Raw genomic sequence first — 17,553 nt, forward strand, 5'->3', positions numbered from 1 at the left:
TCCTATGAGCCTGTATGAACAGCGTGCCCGGATCGCCCTTCAGCGCTGGCAGTACAGGATGCAGCGGGAACCAGGTTTTTTCAGTGTGTTGTCGAAGCGGCTGCAACGGAAAGTGAATGCACTGATCCCCGAAAAAGTACACCAGGTGATCACTACCACATTACGGGAGTTGGTCAAAGCGGTACTTTTCGGTTCAAGATTTACTACCGGAAACCCGATGCAGACACCATCACTGATGGTGCGAGAAGCAGCGGTCAGGGAAAAGATCAGGTTTTACCGAAATACTGCGGCATTGGAAGGTGGCCTGACGGGAGCGGGTGGGTTTGTGGCTGGCCTCGCAGATTTTCCGCTGCTCCTGTCGATCAAGATCAAGTTGCTGTTTGAAATCGCCACCCTTTATGGTTTTGACGTGAATGATTACCGTGAACGGGTGTATATCCTGCATATTTTCGAACTTGCTTTTTCCAGTCCGCAACATCGGAAAAAAGTGTACCGCCATCTGGTCGACTGGGAGGAAAAAAGCAAAACGCTGCCGGAAGATATCAAAGCGTTTGACTGGCGGAATTTTCAGCAGGAATACCGCGACTACCTTGATATTGCCAAGATGGCCCAGCTCATCCCCGTAATTGGTGCACCTGTAGGCCTGGTGGTAAACTACCAGCTGTTGAGAAAACTGGGCGAAACTGCCATGAATGCTTACCGGATGCGATTGATCTGAACATTGGAAACCAGCCCTTCTTCCAGAACCTCGGGGTCATGGCTGCAGATGAACAATCCAGCCAGCACTTTTTTACCAAATCCCTTGATCGTATGACTGCCTACCAGTTTGAGCTGTTCACCTTCACCGGCAGCCCACATGGTAAACGTATCACCCTGTCTTTCCAGCTGGATGGCGCGGACATTTTTTTCCGGGTAAAATATTTCGTCTTCGGGGTCGCGCATGGCGGCTCCTGTATTTCCCCGCCATTGTAATACCGTGAGGCCGTCACCATGAACGGTAGCGCTGATATGCACTGCATTTTCCGCTTCTGATGCGCGGATCATCCAACCGATCTTCCGGTGCGGGTTGCTGCCGGATCCCGGGAACCTGACATCCGCTTTCAATACAAAATCATCCTCCCGGCGGTTGTAGACGTAAAAGAATTCATCCCTGTTAAACCAGATATTGTACCCGCCGCCTTTAAGGGTATACTGCTTTGAAGCTGGATTGTAATTTACGCTGCCCCTGATCTTTGGATTACCAATATCAGCCTGGTAGGCAAAGATGCCGGCTGAGGTCAGTTGGAATAGTAAAGCGAGCAAGGCAGTGATCATATCAGAGTTTTTTCAGGTAACGCAGGTTGTGCGCCAGCGCATCCATAGGTGTTTTTGAATATTCTTCCTGCTCAATGAAATAATACCGCATGCCGGAAGCCGATGTTTCTTTGAACAGGTTTTTGATCGGTAGTCCGCCTTTTCCGAATTCTGTGCTCTGCCTGGTTTGCAGGTTCATGTCTTTCAGGTGCCAGAGGGGAAACCTGCCGGGGAATCTTTTGAAATAATCAAGGGGGTCGAAACCGGAAGCGAGTACCCATCCCAGATCAAGTTCCATATGGACCAATGCGGGATCGGTTTCTTTGAGCAGGACCTCATACAACGGAATTCCATCCACTTTTTCAAATTCGTAGTCGTGGTTGTGGTATCCAAACTTGATGTTACGTTGCCTGGCTTCTTCGCCTGCTTTGTTGAAAGCTTCGGCGACTTTTTTGTAGTTGTCAACTGTCTGTCCGGACGAGGGCATGCTGGAGCAGATCAGGTATTCCTGTCCGCTTTCGGCGGCCTGATCCAGTGTCTGGGTCCATTTGGTATCCAGGCCTACATGCCCGCTGCGAAGTGTCATGCCAAGATCGGTACAGATGGCTTTTATTTCTTTCGGAGCGAGGCCGTAATAGAATCCTTTCTCACTGGCGGCAGATTCGATCTGCCTGATGCCCAGTTTCGCCAGTGCCTTAAGGGTTCCCGGAGCGTCGGCCAGCATTTCCTTTCTTACCGTATACAGCTGTACACCGGGATTGTCGATAGGTTTGCTGTCAGCCAGCAGAGAAGGCAAAAGGAAGGTTCCCATGCTAAGGCAGCTCGTCTCACGAATGAATTTTCTTCGGTTATACATGGTGGTGTTATTTTAAGAAGGACAGAAGGTAAGCTACAGGCAATTTAGCATTATTCGGGCGAGGGGCGGCAATTTCTGTGTTGATGAAATCTTAACAATACCTGGTATTGTTTTGCGGGTAGAAAAAGCAATAGCGGGATGTTGGTCCGGTATGGGTAAATTGTAGGCGACCCCACAAAAGCTGCCATGAAAAATTCTGTAATTATACTTGTCCTCTGGCTTATCTCCCCGGGATTACTGACTGCCCAGGCCGGCTTCCAGCTGATCGACAAAAAAGCCACGCCGGAGACCCGGATGGCGGCCACCCGGCTTAAGCAACTGTCCAATGGCCATATTCTTTTCGGGCACCAGCACGCCACCGAGTACGGCCATGGCTGGAGTGGGGATGCCGGTCGTTCTGATGTGAAATCCGTCACCGGATCTCATCCGGCCGTGATCGGAATGGACCTGATGGGGCTTTCCGGGCTACCGGACGTCCAGGTGCAAAAGAACTTCGACGGGCTGGTTACGCATATAACGGATACCTATAACCGGGGTGGCATTACCACCCTTTCCTGGCATTTTTCCAACCCGGCATCCGCTGGTGGTTTTTACTGGAAAGACAGTGTCTCTGCCGCCTCCGTAAAACTCATCATACCCGGAGGAAGTCACCATGACCAGTATAAAGAGATCCTGCAACGTATCGGCCGCCTTGCCCACGCAGTTAAAGGGAAAGACGGCAGCCTGGCACCCCTGATCTTCCGGCCGTATCATGAATTTGACGGAGACTGGTTCTGGTGGGGACGTTCCCATTGCACCACAGAAGATTTTAAAGCATTGTGGAAATTCACTGTAGGGTACCTGCGGGACAGTCTGCAGGTGCACAATTTCATTTATGCTTTTTCCCCTGATAATATATTCCTTTCTGAGGCCGTATACCTCGAACGGTATCCCGGTGATGAATGGGTGGATATGGTAGGTACCGATAATTACGGCGATTTTGGCCGCGATGGAAAGTACAACCTCGCCGACGGGCTGAAAAAACTCCGGATCGTATCAGACTATGCCAGAAAACACAACAAACTGGCAGCCTTCACTGAGACGGGACTTGAATCAATTCCCAATACAACATGGTGGACTGATATATTGCTGAAAACACTGAAGTCGCAAGGCCTCGAACTCAGTTATGTGCTGGTATGGCGCAACGACGAGAATAGTCCCACACATTATTATGCGCCGTTTCCGGGGCAGGTCAGTGCCCCTGATTTTATCAGATTTTACAATGACCCGTTCACCTTGTTTGAGGAAGACCTCAGGCGCTCCATGCAATTGTACAAGGCGCGGTAGTGGTGATAGGTGGCCTTCCACATATGTCCCTTCAGTGCAGTTTTGATGGAGGGACTTTTATCATATCCGGCAGCATACCAGTCGCCGTAAGTGTGGTCGATCATGTAGGTGTTGATATATTCCCAGATCTGCGTAAATCGCTGGTAGTAATGCTCCGGAGCATCGGGGTAGGCGTCGGCCATAAGCAGCAGTGTGTTCATTGCTTCCGCCTGTGCCCACCAGTTTTTGGTATCGGCAATGATGGTTAGGGTATCTGCACCTTTAAAGTAATATCCCTCGTCGAACAGTCCGCCGGTGGATTTATCCCAGCAGCCGGCGATGGCCTGGTTGGTCATCTTTCTTGCCGCTTTCCAGGTAACGGAATCATTGCGGATGCCAAGTGCATGGGAGGCTTCGAGCAGGAGGTAAGCCGTTTCAATATCGTGACCGGGAGAAACGTGATCGAGGAAATGATGTTTCATGATGGTGGCACGGGAGGAATCACGGTAACTAAGTGGGGTCCAGTCAGGATAAAAGAAAAGTACAAGATTGCCTTTTTCGTTGGTGATGCGGTCACGGATCAACACAAGGAGTTCGCGAAGTCTTTTTTCAAGCAGGGGATCTTTCCATAGGTGGTAGAGGTCGGTAAAAGCTTCCAGGAGGTGAATGGAGCTGTTCTGGTCCTTATAGCCAAGTTCGGAAGTGGAAGGCGTTTCAGCGGTTCTTATCATCGGGTTACCCTCGCGGTCGAGAAACTGGAAATATCCCAGGTATTTCGGATCATGGCTGTGTTGTTCCAGCCAGGTAAAGGTTTTTTTTGCAAGATCGAGCGCTTCAGGATCCCTGGTGAGTTCATAGTAGGCGGCGAGCGCATATATGGCAAAAGCATTGCCATAGGCTTCTTTTGGGGGGCGGTCGCCACTGATCGGTTGGCCCTGGCGGTTTACAAGGGAATAGAAGCCGCCATAGGTTTTATCCCACATCACATCCCGAAGGAAACGGAAGCCATGAACTGCCCCCTGCCGGTAAACCTTTTGCTGTGGATTATGCAGCGCTGCCTTTGCGTTTGTCCACATGTGGCGGGCTTGCGTCACGATGAATTTGTCCTGGGCACCGGTTGGTTTGAAATCAAAAGTATAGGTAGACAAATAGCCACCATACACGGTATCAAAATTCCGGGGGTACCATTTGTTCAGCAATTCGGTGTTGATGGAACGCTCCATCTGGTCAGCAATCTGATTCCTTGAGAATTGTGCGGAAACCGGAAAAAACAGGAAACAGGGGATGAGCCTGGTCAACAGTATGCCGGCTTTTATGGTAAAGTTCATGGTAGCGATGTATTTGGTTAACCGTCTGTGGGTTACACAATTTGCATCTTTTTGTTTATATCAGTGCAGGCGGTTGTTAACCCGGTATTGCGTAAAATTGCAGATTAATCGAATTGTCATTGGAAATCCATCCGGAATACATGCATCGTTGTATTGAACTGGCAATGAAAGGAGCTGGTACCGTGGCGCCGAACCCAATGGTGGGGGCGGTGCTGGTTCATGGCGACCGGATCATCGGAGAAGGGTATCACCGGCAATACGGGCAGGCTCATGCTGAAGTGGAATGCCTGGCAGCAGTACGACCGGAGGATCAGCACCTTATTTCCGGCAGTACCCTGTACGTATCGCTGGAGCCATGTGCGCATTTCGGAAAAACCCCTCCCTGTGCTGATCTGATTGTAAGGCAGCACATCCCCAGGGTCGTAGTCGGATGCCGGGATCCCTTTCCACAGGTGGATGGCAGGGGGATCGAAAAATTGCAGCTGGCCGGTATAGAAACGATCGTGGGAATACTGGAGCGGGAATGCAGACAGTTAAACCGCCGGTTTTTTACTTTCCACGAACAACGCCGTCCTTACATTATTTTGAAATGGGCGGAGTCTGCTAATAGGGCAATTGCAGGGGCAGGAGGAGAACCGGTAAAGATAAGTCACCCGCTTTCTGACCGGCTGGTGCATCGGTGGCGCAGTGAAGAGGCGGCAATTGCAGTTGGCGCAAAAACAGTATTGAAAGATAACCCTTCACTTACTACCCGCTTTTGGCCAGGAAGAAATCCTGTAAGAGTGATTTTTGGCGGCAATACCGCGCTGCCCACCAGTGCCCGTATTTTCTCTGAAGAAGCAAGAACGATTGTCTTCCGGGGATCAGAAAGTAGCCTGGACCACGTTTTATCGGTGCTTTGGCAGGAAAACCTGCAGTCCTTGCTGGTGGAAGGCGGCACGTTATTGCATGAAGCATTCTTAACTGCAGGACTGTGGGATGAACTGAGAATTATTACTAATGAGCGGCTGGTGCTGCAGGACGGCTACCCCGCACCCCGCTGGCAGGGGGCATATCCTTTTTTAGAACAGCGGGCAGGTACCGACAGGATTGTATATTATCATGGAACAGAAGACATTTTACCATTGTATTGAGAAGGAAGGACAGGCGATGTTCAAGGACCGGGGTAGCCAGTTTATTGGTTTCGCATTTCCCATCAGTGCCGCTGAAAACTTTAAAAAGAAACTGGATGCGCTTAAAAAAGAGCATCCCAAAGCCAATCATCATTGCTTTGCTTACCGCATTGGCACGGACGGCAACCAGTTCAGGGTAAACGATGATGGTGAACCATCGGGTTCAGCGGGTAAACCGATTCTCGGGCAGATCGATAGCCGGGAGCTAACCAATACTGCTATAGTTGTGGTCCGTTATTTTGGGGGGACACTGTTAGGGGTACCCGGACTGATCAACGCTTACAAAACAACCGCGGCGCTGGTGCTGCAAACCATTCCGATTATTCAGAAGCCTATCGAAGTGCACTACAGGCTGCAATTCGATTACACCCTCATGAACGATGTTATGCAACTGCTGAAAGCTGGTAACTGTTCTATTGAACGCCAGGAAATTCAACTGTTTTGTATGTATGAAGTCGGCATCCCGGTTAACCGGCTGGAAGAAGTGCTTTACCGGTTAAAGGACCTTCATCAGGTACTTGTGGAGAAGGTTCACACATGATTTCCTACGGTTCATTGCTAAAAAACTACCATTTACCCATATCCTTTCGTTCATCTTAACAGGTTTTGGCAACTTTAGGATTCAAAACCTATCAGATGAATCAACAAGAAATCCAACTCGTTTGCCAAAGCTGGCAACAGGCTGCCGAGGAACCACTACGGCTGGCTATCCTTTTTTTCGACAGATTATTTGAGGAAGCACCTGAATTACGCCAGGTATTCCGGACACCAATGTCTGAAAAGACCCGTCAACTCCTTGTCTTTTTCGGATTCCACATCAACAGGCTGGCCAGCGGAAGCATCAGGCGGCCGTCGTTTGAAGCGTATGTCTGGGAAGAATTGCTCACTGATGCACAGAAAGGTTTCCTGATGGAGACACTCAGTGACACGGTTGCCGCGCTGCTGAAACCGGATTGGACTCCGGCACTTCAGGGTGCCTGGGGAAGTTTCCGGAAATCCTGCCAGCCTTACTATATCGCTGTTCACTGATCTCAGGTATAATACGCTAACTTAGGTGCCAGAACCAAAGGCATCGGCGTTGAATGCACCACTAAAACTAAACGCTGCCCTTAAGCGGGCGGCGGTTGGAGATCGTACCGCTCAGGAATTGTTGTTCCACCAGTATTATCCCTTTGCAGGAGAAATCGCTGCCCGTTATGACCGGCCCGAGCGATCAGCTTCGGTATTGGCCGTGCAGAGTTTCCGGGAGCTTTTTCGACAACTTAAAACCTTCGATCCCAATACCGGCAGCTTCAAAACCTTTTTTAAACGGATCATTGTTGATACGGCTACCAGGGGGCTGTCCATTGTCTATATCCCGACCGTGCTGCCATCGATGGCGGCCTGGTCATCGCTCCGGCCGGACCAGGTCCTGGTGCGCCTTCATGATCTTCCGCCTGCGGTTCATGCCATCCTGCTGCTCACAGCCGTTGAAGGCTTTACAGATGAGGAGATCATCGACCGGTTAAAGGTTTCCGGTGACAAGAACCGGCGTGAACTGAAACAACTAACTGCCTATATCCGGCCTTACGAAACAGTGATCCGGCAAAAAATAAGTTCTCTTCCGGGTCAGATCTCTCCTGCTGATGAACAGTGGGAGCAACTCAAATTATTTCCTCCCTTGCCCGATTCACATGCCGGCATTGGCTCAGTTGAAGCGGCAACGATACAGCCTCAACATGAAAAACCTCTTGAGGTTGAGCGGCAGTGGACCGGGTGGGCGTTTCTTATCTTCCTGATCGCAGCATCACTTCTCATGTTATTCTGGAGTGGACTGTTTGAAGGCACCCGTGTTCCTATAAAAAAACCGGCTAAAAGTTACGAGCGGCTGGAACGTTGATTTCAGTCCCCTTATATCAGCGGTATCTTTACCTGGAAAATAAGCGGTGATTCTTCAATAAGTATAGGCTGCTGGGTGAAATAGGTGTATAAAGTTTTCAATTGTTGCAGTCCCTGTCTGTTGCTTGTTTCGACGATGCCTTTTTTCTGAATATTGTTGCGCACCACCACGTATTGTCCCTCCGTAAAGATCCGGATAACAAGTGGCATGTCCTGGTCGATGCTATTGTGTTTGATGGCATTGTCGATCAGATTCTGCAGCGTTACCGGAACAATCTTCCTGTTCAGTTTTCCCGTTTCAATGTCAAGCTCCGTTTTCAGCGCGCTTTGGAAACGGGTTTCCAGCAACCGGATATAGGAAGACACAAATTTGATTTCCTCCTCCAGGGAAATAAGGTCATTGTTTCTGCTTTGCAGAATATAGCGGTAGGTTTTGCTCAGGCTTTCCAGGAATTTGCCGGCCAGCCCCTGATCGGTACGGATCAGACTGCCGAGAGAAGACAGTGAATTGAAAAGGAAATGGGGGTTGAGTTGTTGTTTGAGGGCCTCGAACATGGCCATGGCTTTTTCCTTTTCGAGCAATTGTGCACGGCTTTGCAGGAGGTAGATTTTTTTCTGTTGTCGAAGGAGATTACGGTACCACAGGTAGGAGAAGATGCAAAGCAAGGACAACATGGTTAACCAGAACCATGAGCTTTTATAATACACCGTTTCGATATGCACCCGCAGCGTTTTTTCAGGCACCACCCATTGTTCTGCATCGGCGCTCGTCTTATACCGGAAAATGTAATCTCCACCCGGAAGTTTGGTGTAGCTGGCAATGCCGCTGTTATTGACCACCCAGTCCTGGTCAACATCCTCCAGCCTATAAGCGAAAAAGCGCTGGTTTGGATTGTTGTTGTTCAGGTCAACCATCTGGAAACTGATAAAGTTCTCATTTCCTTTCAGGAAGAGTTCAGACAGCTCTTCAGTATTGATATCGGTTGTGTAGGGTTTGTCGAAAATTTTGATTGAAGCGAGATAAAGATTGCTTTCATTGAACTGCGGCTTCACCTGCAATGGATCAAACTCAATAAAGCCACCCATTGACGGAAACAGGAAATTTCCATTGCTTTTCCGGAAAGCAGGCATGTCGGTAAATTCCAGCGTAGGCAGGCCGTCGTCTGTGGTAAAAAGTGTGAACTGTCTTCTTGAATTGTCGAGCATGGCGAGGCCGGCAGTAGTGGCTATCCATAAGCGATTAGCGTCATCCACCAGTAAGCCGGAACATTTTGCGGCAGGCAGTCCCTCTTCGGTTGTGTATTGTTTGAACTGCCCGGTAAGCGTATTATAACTGGTCAGCCCATTGAATGAGGATATCCAGATCAGCCCCGATTTGTCCTGTGTAATTGCAGTAATCGTGTTTCCCAGCAGGCTTGCTTTGCCGGTTGGGCTGGCTTTCCACATCTGTACTTCATGCCGGTCAGGGTCATACATCCGCAACCCTGTTCCATCCATTCCGAGCCACAATCTTTTTTCTGAATCCTCATAGATCACCCTGACGCCAGTATCGATTACCGGCTTCAGTTCAGGGATCTCGATACTGCGGTGGATCCTGTTGTCACCGGCTGATTTAAAGTAGAGGCCGTTCCCGACACCAAACCAAATGTTCTGCCGCGAATCTTTTTTGATGCTCCAGTAAAAAACGTGCGGAAGCTGGTGGTCCGGATCATCAAAATACATGCTGTCGGTGAGGGAATTATACCGGTTTACGCCTTTAGCGGTTCCGATCCATATCGTTGAGTCGTTTTCCCAGGCCAGGGAACGGATCGAATTGTTGTGAAGCATTTTTGAATGACCGTAATTATTCCAGTGGGTGATACTGTCTGTTCCTGCCATAACTCTGGACAGGCCCGATGCCCATCCGAACCATAAATTGCCATTGGGTTCTGCTGCTGCCGCACGGCCCCAGAATGAGGATTGCGGCAGTAAGGTTCCGAAAGGTGTATGCGTGAGGAAAAGATTTCTGTCCGGGTGAAAATAACAAACGCCATATCCTTCAGTAGGTACCCAGATCACATGATTCTTGCTCTGGAAAACCGGCGATGTGATATACCTGGGCAAGGTTGGCGCATAGGGATTCCAGTTCATGTACCAGGACGTTGTCCTGGTATTATCGTCATAAGTATAGAGCCAGTTGGCATAGGTTGCCAGCCAGATCCGGTTGCGATGATCCACCAGGATGCTGTTGATACCATTGTTGCCCAATGGTTCGCCGCGCGTTTTGTCCAGATCGATCCGCTCACTTTTTTTCAGGGAGGGATCAATTTTCAATAAGGCATTCGGCGCTCCACCGCAGACTATCCAGATAACCCCATCTCTTGCAACGGCAATCTTATTCATGGAATTTTCAGAAACCAGTGGTGCTGAAAAGCGCAATATTTTCCCTGATGAAAGGTCAATCTTATACAGCAGGCTGTCGGTGATCACCAGAAGGCTGCTGTCTTTCACTTCCAGGTCGCGAACTGTGTTGACCTGTCCGGATAGCATCCAGTGGAACCTGAAAGATCCTTTTTCAACACTGACAAGTCCTTTGCTCGTTTGCAGGATCAGCTGTTGTGATACGGGGTCCTGCCTGATCTTTTTGATTTCCCAGTGTTCCGTTCCTTTCACCGGGTAAAAATTTTCAGTGCGGTGGTCAAATCTGTAAAGGCCATTATTGAATCCTATCCAGAGATCACCCTGGGTATCGGAAAAAATGCAACGGGAAACACTGGCCGGAATGCAAAATGGTTTTCCCGGCTCGCTGAAGTATCGTTTGAAACTGGTGCCATCATAGCGGTTTAAACCGCTTACAGTGCCAATCCAGATATAGCCGTATTTGTCCTGACCGATTGCGCGTACCACAGCATCCGCGAGCCCGTCGTCTGCGTCGAGGATATGCGTATTGAGGTTGTTCGGCTGTCCAAAAACAAACATGCTGAACAACATGCCAGCGAGGAGGTGGAGGAGTCGTGCCAGGCGGCGCATAATTATCGGTCTATCCATTTGCGGAACGCCGGAGCCTTTTCCCGGCTAATGTCCACTTCCAGCTTCAGGGGAGCTTTTAGTTGGATATTCAGTTTCTGGTTTTCACTGGGAATAATCCGGTGAATGGCATTGATGTTGATGATACATTGCCTGTTTGCACGAAAGAAAATCGCCGGATTCAGCATTTCTTCCAGCTCGTCAAGGCTATCCACATCAAGCGGGTATTTGTCGCCTGCCAGCGTGAAAACATAGTTGAGGTTTTCCCTTATAAAACAGGCAGCATCGGAAACATTGATCGGAACCCAATAGTTGCGTACATCAGCCAGAATCCGTTCACGGTAAACTTTACCCGGTTGCGCACCGGTCATTGATGCCAGCAGTTTGTGCCAGTCGCGATTGCTGTTCATCACCGGCTGCAGGAAGTTTTTTGTTTTCTGAATGGCAGCTTTAAGTTCTTCTTCATCCACGGGCTTCAGCAGGTAGTCGATGCCGTTGGATTTGAATGCACGAATGGCATATTCATCGTATGCGGTAGTGAAGATCACCGGGCAGGTCAGCTGAAAGGTGTCGAACAGTTCGAAACTCATGCCATCACCAAGGTGCACATCCATAAACAAAAAATCCGGTGCAGCATGCTGCATCAGCCATTTCCGGGCAGCTTTCAGGCTGCTGAGCATTTCCAGGATCTCAATCCCGGGATCGATTTTGTTAATCTTGTATTTGAGTTCTTTGGCAAGCAGGAACTCGTCTTCGATGATCAATGCGGTCATATCAACGGTATTTTTACCTGGAAGGAATCATCTGTTTCTTCAACCAGGATAGGTTGTTGCGTAAAATAGGTATACAATGATTTCATTTGTTGTAATCCCTGCTGGTTGCTGGTTTCCACATTGCTTTTTTTCTGGATATTGTTGCGCACGACCAGGTACTGGCCTTCCGTGAAGATGCGGATAATGAGGGGCATGTCCTGATCAATGCTGTTGTGTTTGATGGCATTGTCGATGAGGTTCTGAAGGGTGACCGGAACGATCTTCCTGTTCAGCTTGCCGGATTCAATATCAAGTGCTGTGATCAGTGCACTTTGAAAACGGGTTTCCAGCAGACGGATATAAGAGGAAACGAATTTTATTTCCTCCTCAAGCGGGATAAGGTCATTGTTCCTGCTTTGCAGGATATAGCGGTAGGTTTTGCTCAGGCTCTCGAGAAATTTCCCTGCGAGATGCTGATCGGTACGGATCAGGCTGCCAAGGGAGGAAAGTGAATTGAAAAGAAAATGGGGGTTGAGTTGTTGTTTGAGGGCTTCGAACATAGCCATTGCCTTTTCTTTTTCGAGCAATTGTGCGCGGCTTTGCAAAAGATAGATCTTTTTCTGCTGTTGCAGACGATTGCGGTACCATAGGTAGGAAAAGCTGACCACCACGAATGTTATCATCAGCCAGAACCAGGTGCTTTTGTAATACACCGTTTCGATATGTACCCGAAGGGACTTTTCAGGAGCCAAGATCCATTGTTCGGCATCATTGCTTGTTTTGTACCGGAAAGTGTAATTGCCTCCCGGTAGCTTGGTATAGCTGGCCATGCCTGTTGTGTTGATTACCCAGTCCCGGTCAACATCCTCCAGTTTATAAGCGAAAAAGCGCTGATTGGGAATATTGTTGTTCAGGTCGACCATTTGAAAACTGATAAAGTTTTCATTGGATTTCAACCGGATCTCGCGAAGATCTTCGATGTTGGTTTTGCCGATATATGGCTTGTCGAAAATTTTTATTGAGGCAAGGTGAAGATTGCTTTCGCTGGATTGGGGTTTTACTTCAAGCGGTTTGAACTCTACGAAACCGTTCATCGTTGGAAAAACGAAATCTCCGTTTCTTTTGCGAAGCGCAGGCATATCGGAGAATTCAAGCGTGGGCAGGCCGTCTTCGGTGGTATACAAGGTAAAATGTTTCCTGACATTATCGAGCATTGCCAACCCGGCAGTGGTTGCCACCCAGAGACGGTCTGCATCATCAACCAGCAGCCCGGAGCATTTTGCCGCAGGAAGCCCCTGTGATACGGTGAATTTTTGGAATTTCCCGGATTTCGGATCATAACCCACAAGACCATTGAACGATGAAAGCCAGATAACGCCAGCATGGTCTTCGGTTATGGCGGTGATTGTATTGCCAAGCAGGTCGCCATCGGCCAATAGGCCTGCCTGCCATTGTTTTACTGTATGCCTGACCGGATCATACATGCGCAGACCGGTTCCATCCATTCCCATCCATAGTCGCTTTTGTTTGTCTTCATAGATCACCCGGACTCCGGTATCTATCACATTGATTAATTCCGGTATTTCCGAATAGATATGAATATTCCGGTCTGAGGCTGCCTGGTAATAAAGGCTGTTACCGGTTCCGAACCAGACATTGCCCCTGGTGTCTTTTTTTACACACCAGTAAAATGATAGCGGTAAACGGTTATGAGGATCGTTGTACAGCATTTTATCAGTAACCGGATTATACCTGTTCATTCCCCTGGAGGTTCCGATCCAGATCAATGTATCATTGTCCCATGCAATAGACCTGATGGAACTGCTGTAAAGAATGGTGCTGTTGAAACTGTTGCGCCAGTTGCTGTACGTTTCGGTGGATGGGTTGAATCTTGATATACCTGACGCCCAGCCCATCCAGAGGTTCCCGTTGGGTTCTTCCATCACTGCCCGCGCCCAGGGTGAAACGATCGGGTACTTTTCATTATCAACAGGTGCATAAAGCGAAAACGGCGTTCTGTCCGGATGAAAATAGCCAACACCGTTGCCTTCTGTGCCTACCCAGATAAAGTCATTATTGCTCTGAAACAGTGGAGAGGTGACGTAGAGTGATACGGATTTATTGAAGGGGTCCCAGTCGTCATACCATCTTGATTGACCGGTTTTGTTGTCGTAGGAGAAAAGCCATTGAGACGTGGTGGCAATCCAGAGCCTGTTTTTATGGTCAGTCAGCATGCTCATGACCACATTCCCGGTTGTCGTATCGCGAAGTTTGCTGCTGATATCAAGTTCCCTGCTTGATTTCAGAGACGGGTCAATCCGGCGGATCACGACCCCCTTACCATAACATGCCACGAGAATCCGGCCATCGTGGTCGAAGGCGATACGGGTGGCATTCCGTTCGGGTAAAAGGGAATCGGCAATTCTATCAAAATGCCCGTTGTGCAGGTTTAAAACATAGGAGTAGGCACCACAGACTGCATACAGAACACCATTCCGCAGATCAAAATCGTGGATTGTCGCTACCCAGGCGGGAACCAGCCATTGTGCCTGCATTTTGTGCCGGGTGATCCGGAGCAGTCCCTTGTTGGTGAGAAACAGCAGGTCGCCGGTAACGAGGTCTTCCCTGATTTTCCGGAATTCAACTCCTTTGGTTCCATTGACCAGTATAAATTGTTCGGTGTGGTGATCAAACTGGTACAGCCCATCATTAAAGCCAATCCACAGGGTGCCCTGGCGGTCACAGAAAATAGCCCTGGGGACGCTTGCCGGTAGGGAATGGGGCTTGTTGGGGATGTTATAATACTTTTTGACGGTGGTTCCGTCATAACGGTTCAGGCCGCTGATGGTGCCGATCCACATATAACCATATTTATCCTGACCGATAGCCCTGATCACACCATCCGCCAGACCATTCGCAGCCGTAAGCACGTGAACCTTGATATCCCTGGTCTGGCCGTTCAGATACAGGACCGGCAGGATAACGGCCAGGAGTAAAGCGATACGACGGAATGGCATGGCTGTAAATTGCAAAAAAAAAGCGCCAGTTCGGCAACTGACGCAGGATAAGGTTTTAGAATAAGGCTTAAATAAATTAAGTGGTTTCGAAAGGTTTAATGGTCAACGATGCCTTAACCCGACACAAATCTGTAAAAGGTTTGGAGTACCTGCAACTCAAACTCTATGAGGCGTCAGAAAATCTGCATGAACCGTTATATTCTGGCCATGAAGGCGCTAACCCTGAGGTCTTTGCTACCCGATTCATATTTGTAAAATCCTTCACCTGTTTTGACGCCGAGTTTTCCGGCAGCAACCAGGTTTACCAGTAATGGGGAAGGTGCATACCGGGGGTTGCCAAAACCGTCATGCAATACCCGCAGGATATTGAGGCAAATGTCCAGCCCGATAAAATCTGCCAGTTGCAGCGGTCCCATCGGATGGGCCATGCCAAGTTTCATCACCGTATCAATAGATTCCACATCGCCGACGCCTTCATGCAAGGCAGAAATGGCTTCGTTAATCATAGGCATCAGGATCCTGTTGGCAATGAAACCCGGGTAGTCTTTAGAGGTGGCGGGAATTTTTTTGATCCTGGAGCAAAGTTCAGTGATCAGGCGGGTGACTTCTTCACTGGTCTGGTATCCGTTGATGATCTCAACTAGTTTCATAACAGGCACCGGGTTCATGAAATGCATGCCGATCACTTTGTCGGGCCTGGCGGTTGCTGACGCGATTGTAGTGATGGAAAGGGAAGATGTGTTGGAAGCCAGGATGCAGTCCTTCGGTGCATGGGCATCAAGGGCCTTAAAAATATTCAATTTGATCTGCAGATCTTCGGAGGCTGCTTCTATTACCAGCTGAACGTCTTTAACGCCGGATTCCAGTTGGGTGAAAGTGCTGATCCTTTCATATGCGGCATTGCTGTCTTCTTCGGAGATTGAACCCCGTGTAACCTGGCGGTCGAGGTTTTTGCGGATGGCCTGGAGGGCCTTGATGAGTTGTTCGGCATTAACGTCAATGAGGTGAACGTTAAAGCCTTCCTGGGCGAAGCAATGGGCAATTCCGTTACCCATGGTGCCGGCACCGATTACAGCAATCTTTTGAAACATAGCAGCAATTTAGGCCGTAAAAATAGCCTAGTTCTTGCTTTTGAAATCACCCCGTTTCCAGGCGCGTATAAATTCTCCCCACGCGACGGGGTTCATGAGATTGATCGGAGGTGTCTGCCCTGCATAGGTGTATTTGTAGGCATTTTTGCGAAGGGTATAATTCGCCGCTTCCTGGCCGTCGGCCGGGATGATTTTCATCATTGCCCGACGGGTCTGTTCGTCTGTATTCTTCCTGGCGATTTCCAGGTTATCATCCGGTATGGAGGTGTTGACGAAATCCCGTTCAAACTGCTCCCGGGTGGGCCTGGGGCGTATAATGGTGGCCGGTAGGTACTGGGTATCCGTCACCATCAGCTGCACCATGCTGTACTGATTACCTTCCAGGTTTCTCGGAATTTCCACCAGTTTCGGTTTATATCCGATACTGGAAAATTCGATCTTATCTCCTTTCAGCACAACAATGCTGAAAACACCCTGTTCGTTGGTTATGGTACCCCTGCTACCGCCTTTGATTGTAACGCTTACGGAAGGAATTCCCTGGAGGCTGTCTGCAGTCATCACAATACCATACAATTGCACCACAGAATCTTTGATTTGCTCAAATTGTGCGTTTGCGCGTTGACAAATGGCAAAAAAACCTATTATAAGCAGAGGTAGAATTCGCTTCATTGATTCAAATATATACCCTTCCGCAAATTCGCTTCAACAATTTACGGATGGCATTGGTTAATTTTGCTGTAAAATTAGGAAGATAAGCATGACGCAAGAGCAAGTACTGGCAGCATTAAGCAATGTGCAGGAACCGGATCTGGGCAGTGATATCGTTTCGCTGAACATGGTAAAAGATCTTGAGATCGAAGGTGATTCCGTGAAATTTACCATCGTTTTGACAACTCCGGCCTGTCCCATGAAGGATATGATGAAGAATGCATCCGTCAATGCAATTCAGCTGCTGGTGAGCAAAGAAGCGAAGGTTACCGTCAATTTTACGGCCAATACCAGTTCGGTAAGGAAGGACAGCGGCGCCGTTTTGCCACGCGTGAAAAATATCATTGCTGTGGTGAGCGGCAAGGGCGGCGTGGGTAAAAGTACCGTCGCTGCAAATCTTGCGCTGGCGCTTTCCAAAGGGGGCGCATCAGTGGGACTGATGGATGCAGATATTTACGGCCCGAGTGTTCCCATTATGTTTGGCGTACGTGGCGAGCGCCCGAAAATGATCCAGCAGGGGGAAAAGGGACTGATCCTGCCCCTGGAACGGTACGGCATCAAATTGATGAGCATCGGCCTGCTGGTTGATGAAAAAAATGCGGTGGTATGGCGCGGTCCGATGGCCAGCAGCGCAATCCGTCAGTTTGTTACGGATGTTTACTGGGATGAACTGGATTACCTCGTGATCGACATGCCTCCCGGTACCGGTGATATTCACCTTACCCTGATGCAGACAGTTCCCGTTACTGGTGTGGTGGTGGTCACCACCCCGCAGGAGGTAGCGCTGGCCGATGCCAAAAAAGGAATTGCCATGTTCGGCCAGGCCCAGATCAAGGTGCCGATCATTGGTATCGTGGAGAATATGAGTTATTTCACTCCCGAAGAATTGCCTGATAATAAGTACTATATATTTGGAAAGGAGGGGGGGAAACGCCTTGCAGAGGAGTATGATATACCCTTCCTTGGACAGATTCCCCTGGTTCAGGGCATCCGCGAAGGCGGTGACAAGGGAATTCCAGTAATGGAATCTGATGATGCCATTACAAAGGCGGCATTTGAACATTTCGCCGGAGTGACAGCCAGGAGCATTGCCATGCGTAATGCGAATCTTGGCGCAACCCGGGTTATTGAAGTTGTGGCCTGACGC

General features: G+C 49.1%; 15 protein-coding genes. 7 read left to right on the forward strand and 8 right to left on the reverse strand.

Annotated features, from left to right (window positions below; all coding sequences use genetic code 11):
• The first annotated feature begins 4 nt into the window (after positions 1-4).
• The gene (locus FPE01S_RS23355; RefSeq protein WP_046371550.1) at positions 5-718 is read left to right on the forward strand and encodes an EcsC family protein; all 714 of its coding nucleotides are present in this window, start codon (positions 5-7) and stop codon (positions 716-718) included.
• On the opposite strand, the gene FPE01S_RS23360 is transcribed toward FPE01S_RS23355, so the two are convergent.
• Positions 697-1,314: a hypothetical protein gene (locus FPE01S_RS23360; protein ID WP_046371551.1), complete on the reverse strand. Its 618-nt coding sequence runs from the start codon at positions 1,312-1,314 to the stop codon at positions 697-699. The two genes, FPE01S_RS23355 and FPE01S_RS23360, sit on opposite strands and share 22 nt — an antisense overlap.
• Before the next feature lies 1 nt (position 1,315).
• Positions 1,316-2,149, reverse strand: coding sequence for a sugar phosphate isomerase/epimerase family protein (locus FPE01S_RS23365; RefSeq protein WP_046371552.1), 834 nt, complete (start codon positions 2,147-2,149; stop codon positions 1,316-1,318).
• Positions 2,150-2,335: 186 nt separating this feature from the next.
• On the opposite strand from FPE01S_RS23365, the gene FPE01S_RS23370 reads away from it, so the two are divergent.
• The gene (locus FPE01S_RS23370) at positions 2,336-3,475 is read left to right on the forward strand and encodes a glycoside hydrolase family 26 protein (protein ID WP_046371553.1); all 1,140 of its coding nucleotides are present in this window, start codon (positions 2,336-2,338) and stop codon (positions 3,473-3,475) included.
• On the opposite strand, the gene FPE01S_RS23375 is transcribed toward FPE01S_RS23370, so the two are convergent.
• On the reverse strand, positions 3,406-4,782 hold the full coding sequence (locus tag FPE01S_RS23375; RefSeq protein ID WP_052956134.1) for an AGE family epimerase/isomerase: 1,377 nt from the start codon (positions 4,780-4,782) through the stop codon (positions 3,406-3,408). The genes FPE01S_RS23370 and FPE01S_RS23375 overlap by 70 nt on opposite strands.
• 140 nt (positions 4,783-4,922) lie before the next feature.
• Here FPE01S_RS23375 and ribD point away from each other — a divergent pair, with 140 nt between their 5' ends.
• The 4 genes from ribD to FPE01S_RS23395 all read left to right on the forward strand — a co-directional run bounded on the left by ribD (position 4,923) and on the right by FPE01S_RS23395 (position 7,833).
• Positions 4,923-5,915: a bifunctional diaminohydroxyphosphoribosylaminopyrimidine deaminase/5-amino-6-(5-phosphoribosylamino)uracil reductase RibD gene (gene ribD, locus FPE01S_RS23380; protein ID WP_046371621.1), complete on the forward strand. Its 993-nt coding sequence runs from the start codon at positions 4,923-4,925 to the stop codon at positions 5,913-5,915.
• Positions 5,884-6,495 (forward strand): IMPACT family protein, encoded by a 612-nt coding sequence (locus FPE01S_RS23385; RefSeq protein WP_046371554.1) that lies wholly within the window; start codon positions 5,884-5,886, stop codon positions 6,493-6,495. Before ribD ends, FPE01S_RS23385 begins: the two co-directional genes overlap by 32 nt.
• A 95-nt stretch (positions 6,496-6,590) precedes the next feature.
• Positions 6,591-6,983: a globin family protein gene (locus FPE01S_RS23390; protein WP_046371555.1), complete on the forward strand. Its 393-nt coding sequence runs from the start codon at positions 6,591-6,593 to the stop codon at positions 6,981-6,983.
• A gap of 25 nt (positions 6,984-7,008) precedes the next feature.
• Positions 7,009-7,833, forward strand: a complete 825-nt coding sequence (locus tag FPE01S_RS23395) for an RNA polymerase sigma factor (RefSeq protein ID WP_157474148.1) — start codon at positions 7,009-7,011, stop codon at positions 7,831-7,833.
• 11 nt (positions 7,834-7,844) lie between these two features.
• Here FPE01S_RS23395 and FPE01S_RS23400 read toward each other — a convergent pair whose 3' ends face one another.
• The 5 genes from FPE01S_RS23400 to FPE01S_RS23420 form a co-directional block, all read right to left on the reverse strand.
• Positions 7,845-10,841 carry a ligand-binding sensor domain-containing protein gene (locus tag FPE01S_RS23400; protein ID WP_046371557.1) on the reverse strand — a complete coding sequence of 999 codons (2,997 nt, stop codon included), beginning with the start codon at positions 10,839-10,841 and terminating at the stop codon, positions 7,845-7,847.
• Between the two features lie 2 nt (positions 10,842-10,843).
• On the reverse strand, positions 10,844-11,611 hold the full coding sequence (locus FPE01S_RS23405; protein WP_046371558.1) for a LytR/AlgR family response regulator transcription factor: 768 nt from the start codon (positions 11,609-11,611) through the stop codon (positions 10,844-10,846).
• On the reverse strand, positions 11,608-14,607 hold the full coding sequence (locus tag FPE01S_RS23410) for a ligand-binding sensor domain-containing protein (RefSeq protein WP_046371559.1): 3,000 nt from the start codon (positions 14,605-14,607) through the stop codon (positions 11,608-11,610). The genes FPE01S_RS23405 and FPE01S_RS23410 overlap by 4 nt, the downstream gene beginning before the upstream one ends.
• A 194-nt stretch (positions 14,608-14,801) precedes the next feature.
• Positions 14,802-15,698 carry a 3-hydroxyacyl-CoA dehydrogenase family protein gene (locus FPE01S_RS23415; protein WP_046371560.1) on the reverse strand — a complete coding sequence of 299 codons (897 nt, stop codon included), beginning with the start codon at positions 15,696-15,698 and terminating at the stop codon, positions 14,802-14,804.
• 27 nt (positions 15,699-15,725) lie between these two features.
• Positions 15,726-16,280, reverse strand: a complete 555-nt coding sequence (locus tag FPE01S_RS23420) for a carboxypeptidase-like regulatory domain-containing protein (RefSeq protein ID WP_245624055.1) — start codon at positions 16,278-16,280, stop codon at positions 15,726-15,728.
• 175 nt (positions 16,281-16,455) lie between these two features.
• Here FPE01S_RS23420 and FPE01S_RS23425 point away from each other — a divergent pair, with 175 nt between their 5' ends.
• Entirely contained in the window at positions 16,456-17,550 is a 1,095-nt protein-coding gene (locus FPE01S_RS23425) for an Mrp/NBP35 family ATP-binding protein (RefSeq protein ID WP_174446991.1), read from the forward strand.
• Positions 17,551-17,553 lie beyond the last annotated feature (3 nt).

This window comes from Flavihumibacter petaseus NBRC 106054 (genome assembly GCF_000974785.1).
Taxonomy (GTDB): Bacteria; Bacteroidota; Bacteroidia; order Chitinophagales; family Chitinophagaceae; genus Flavihumibacter; species Flavihumibacter petaseus.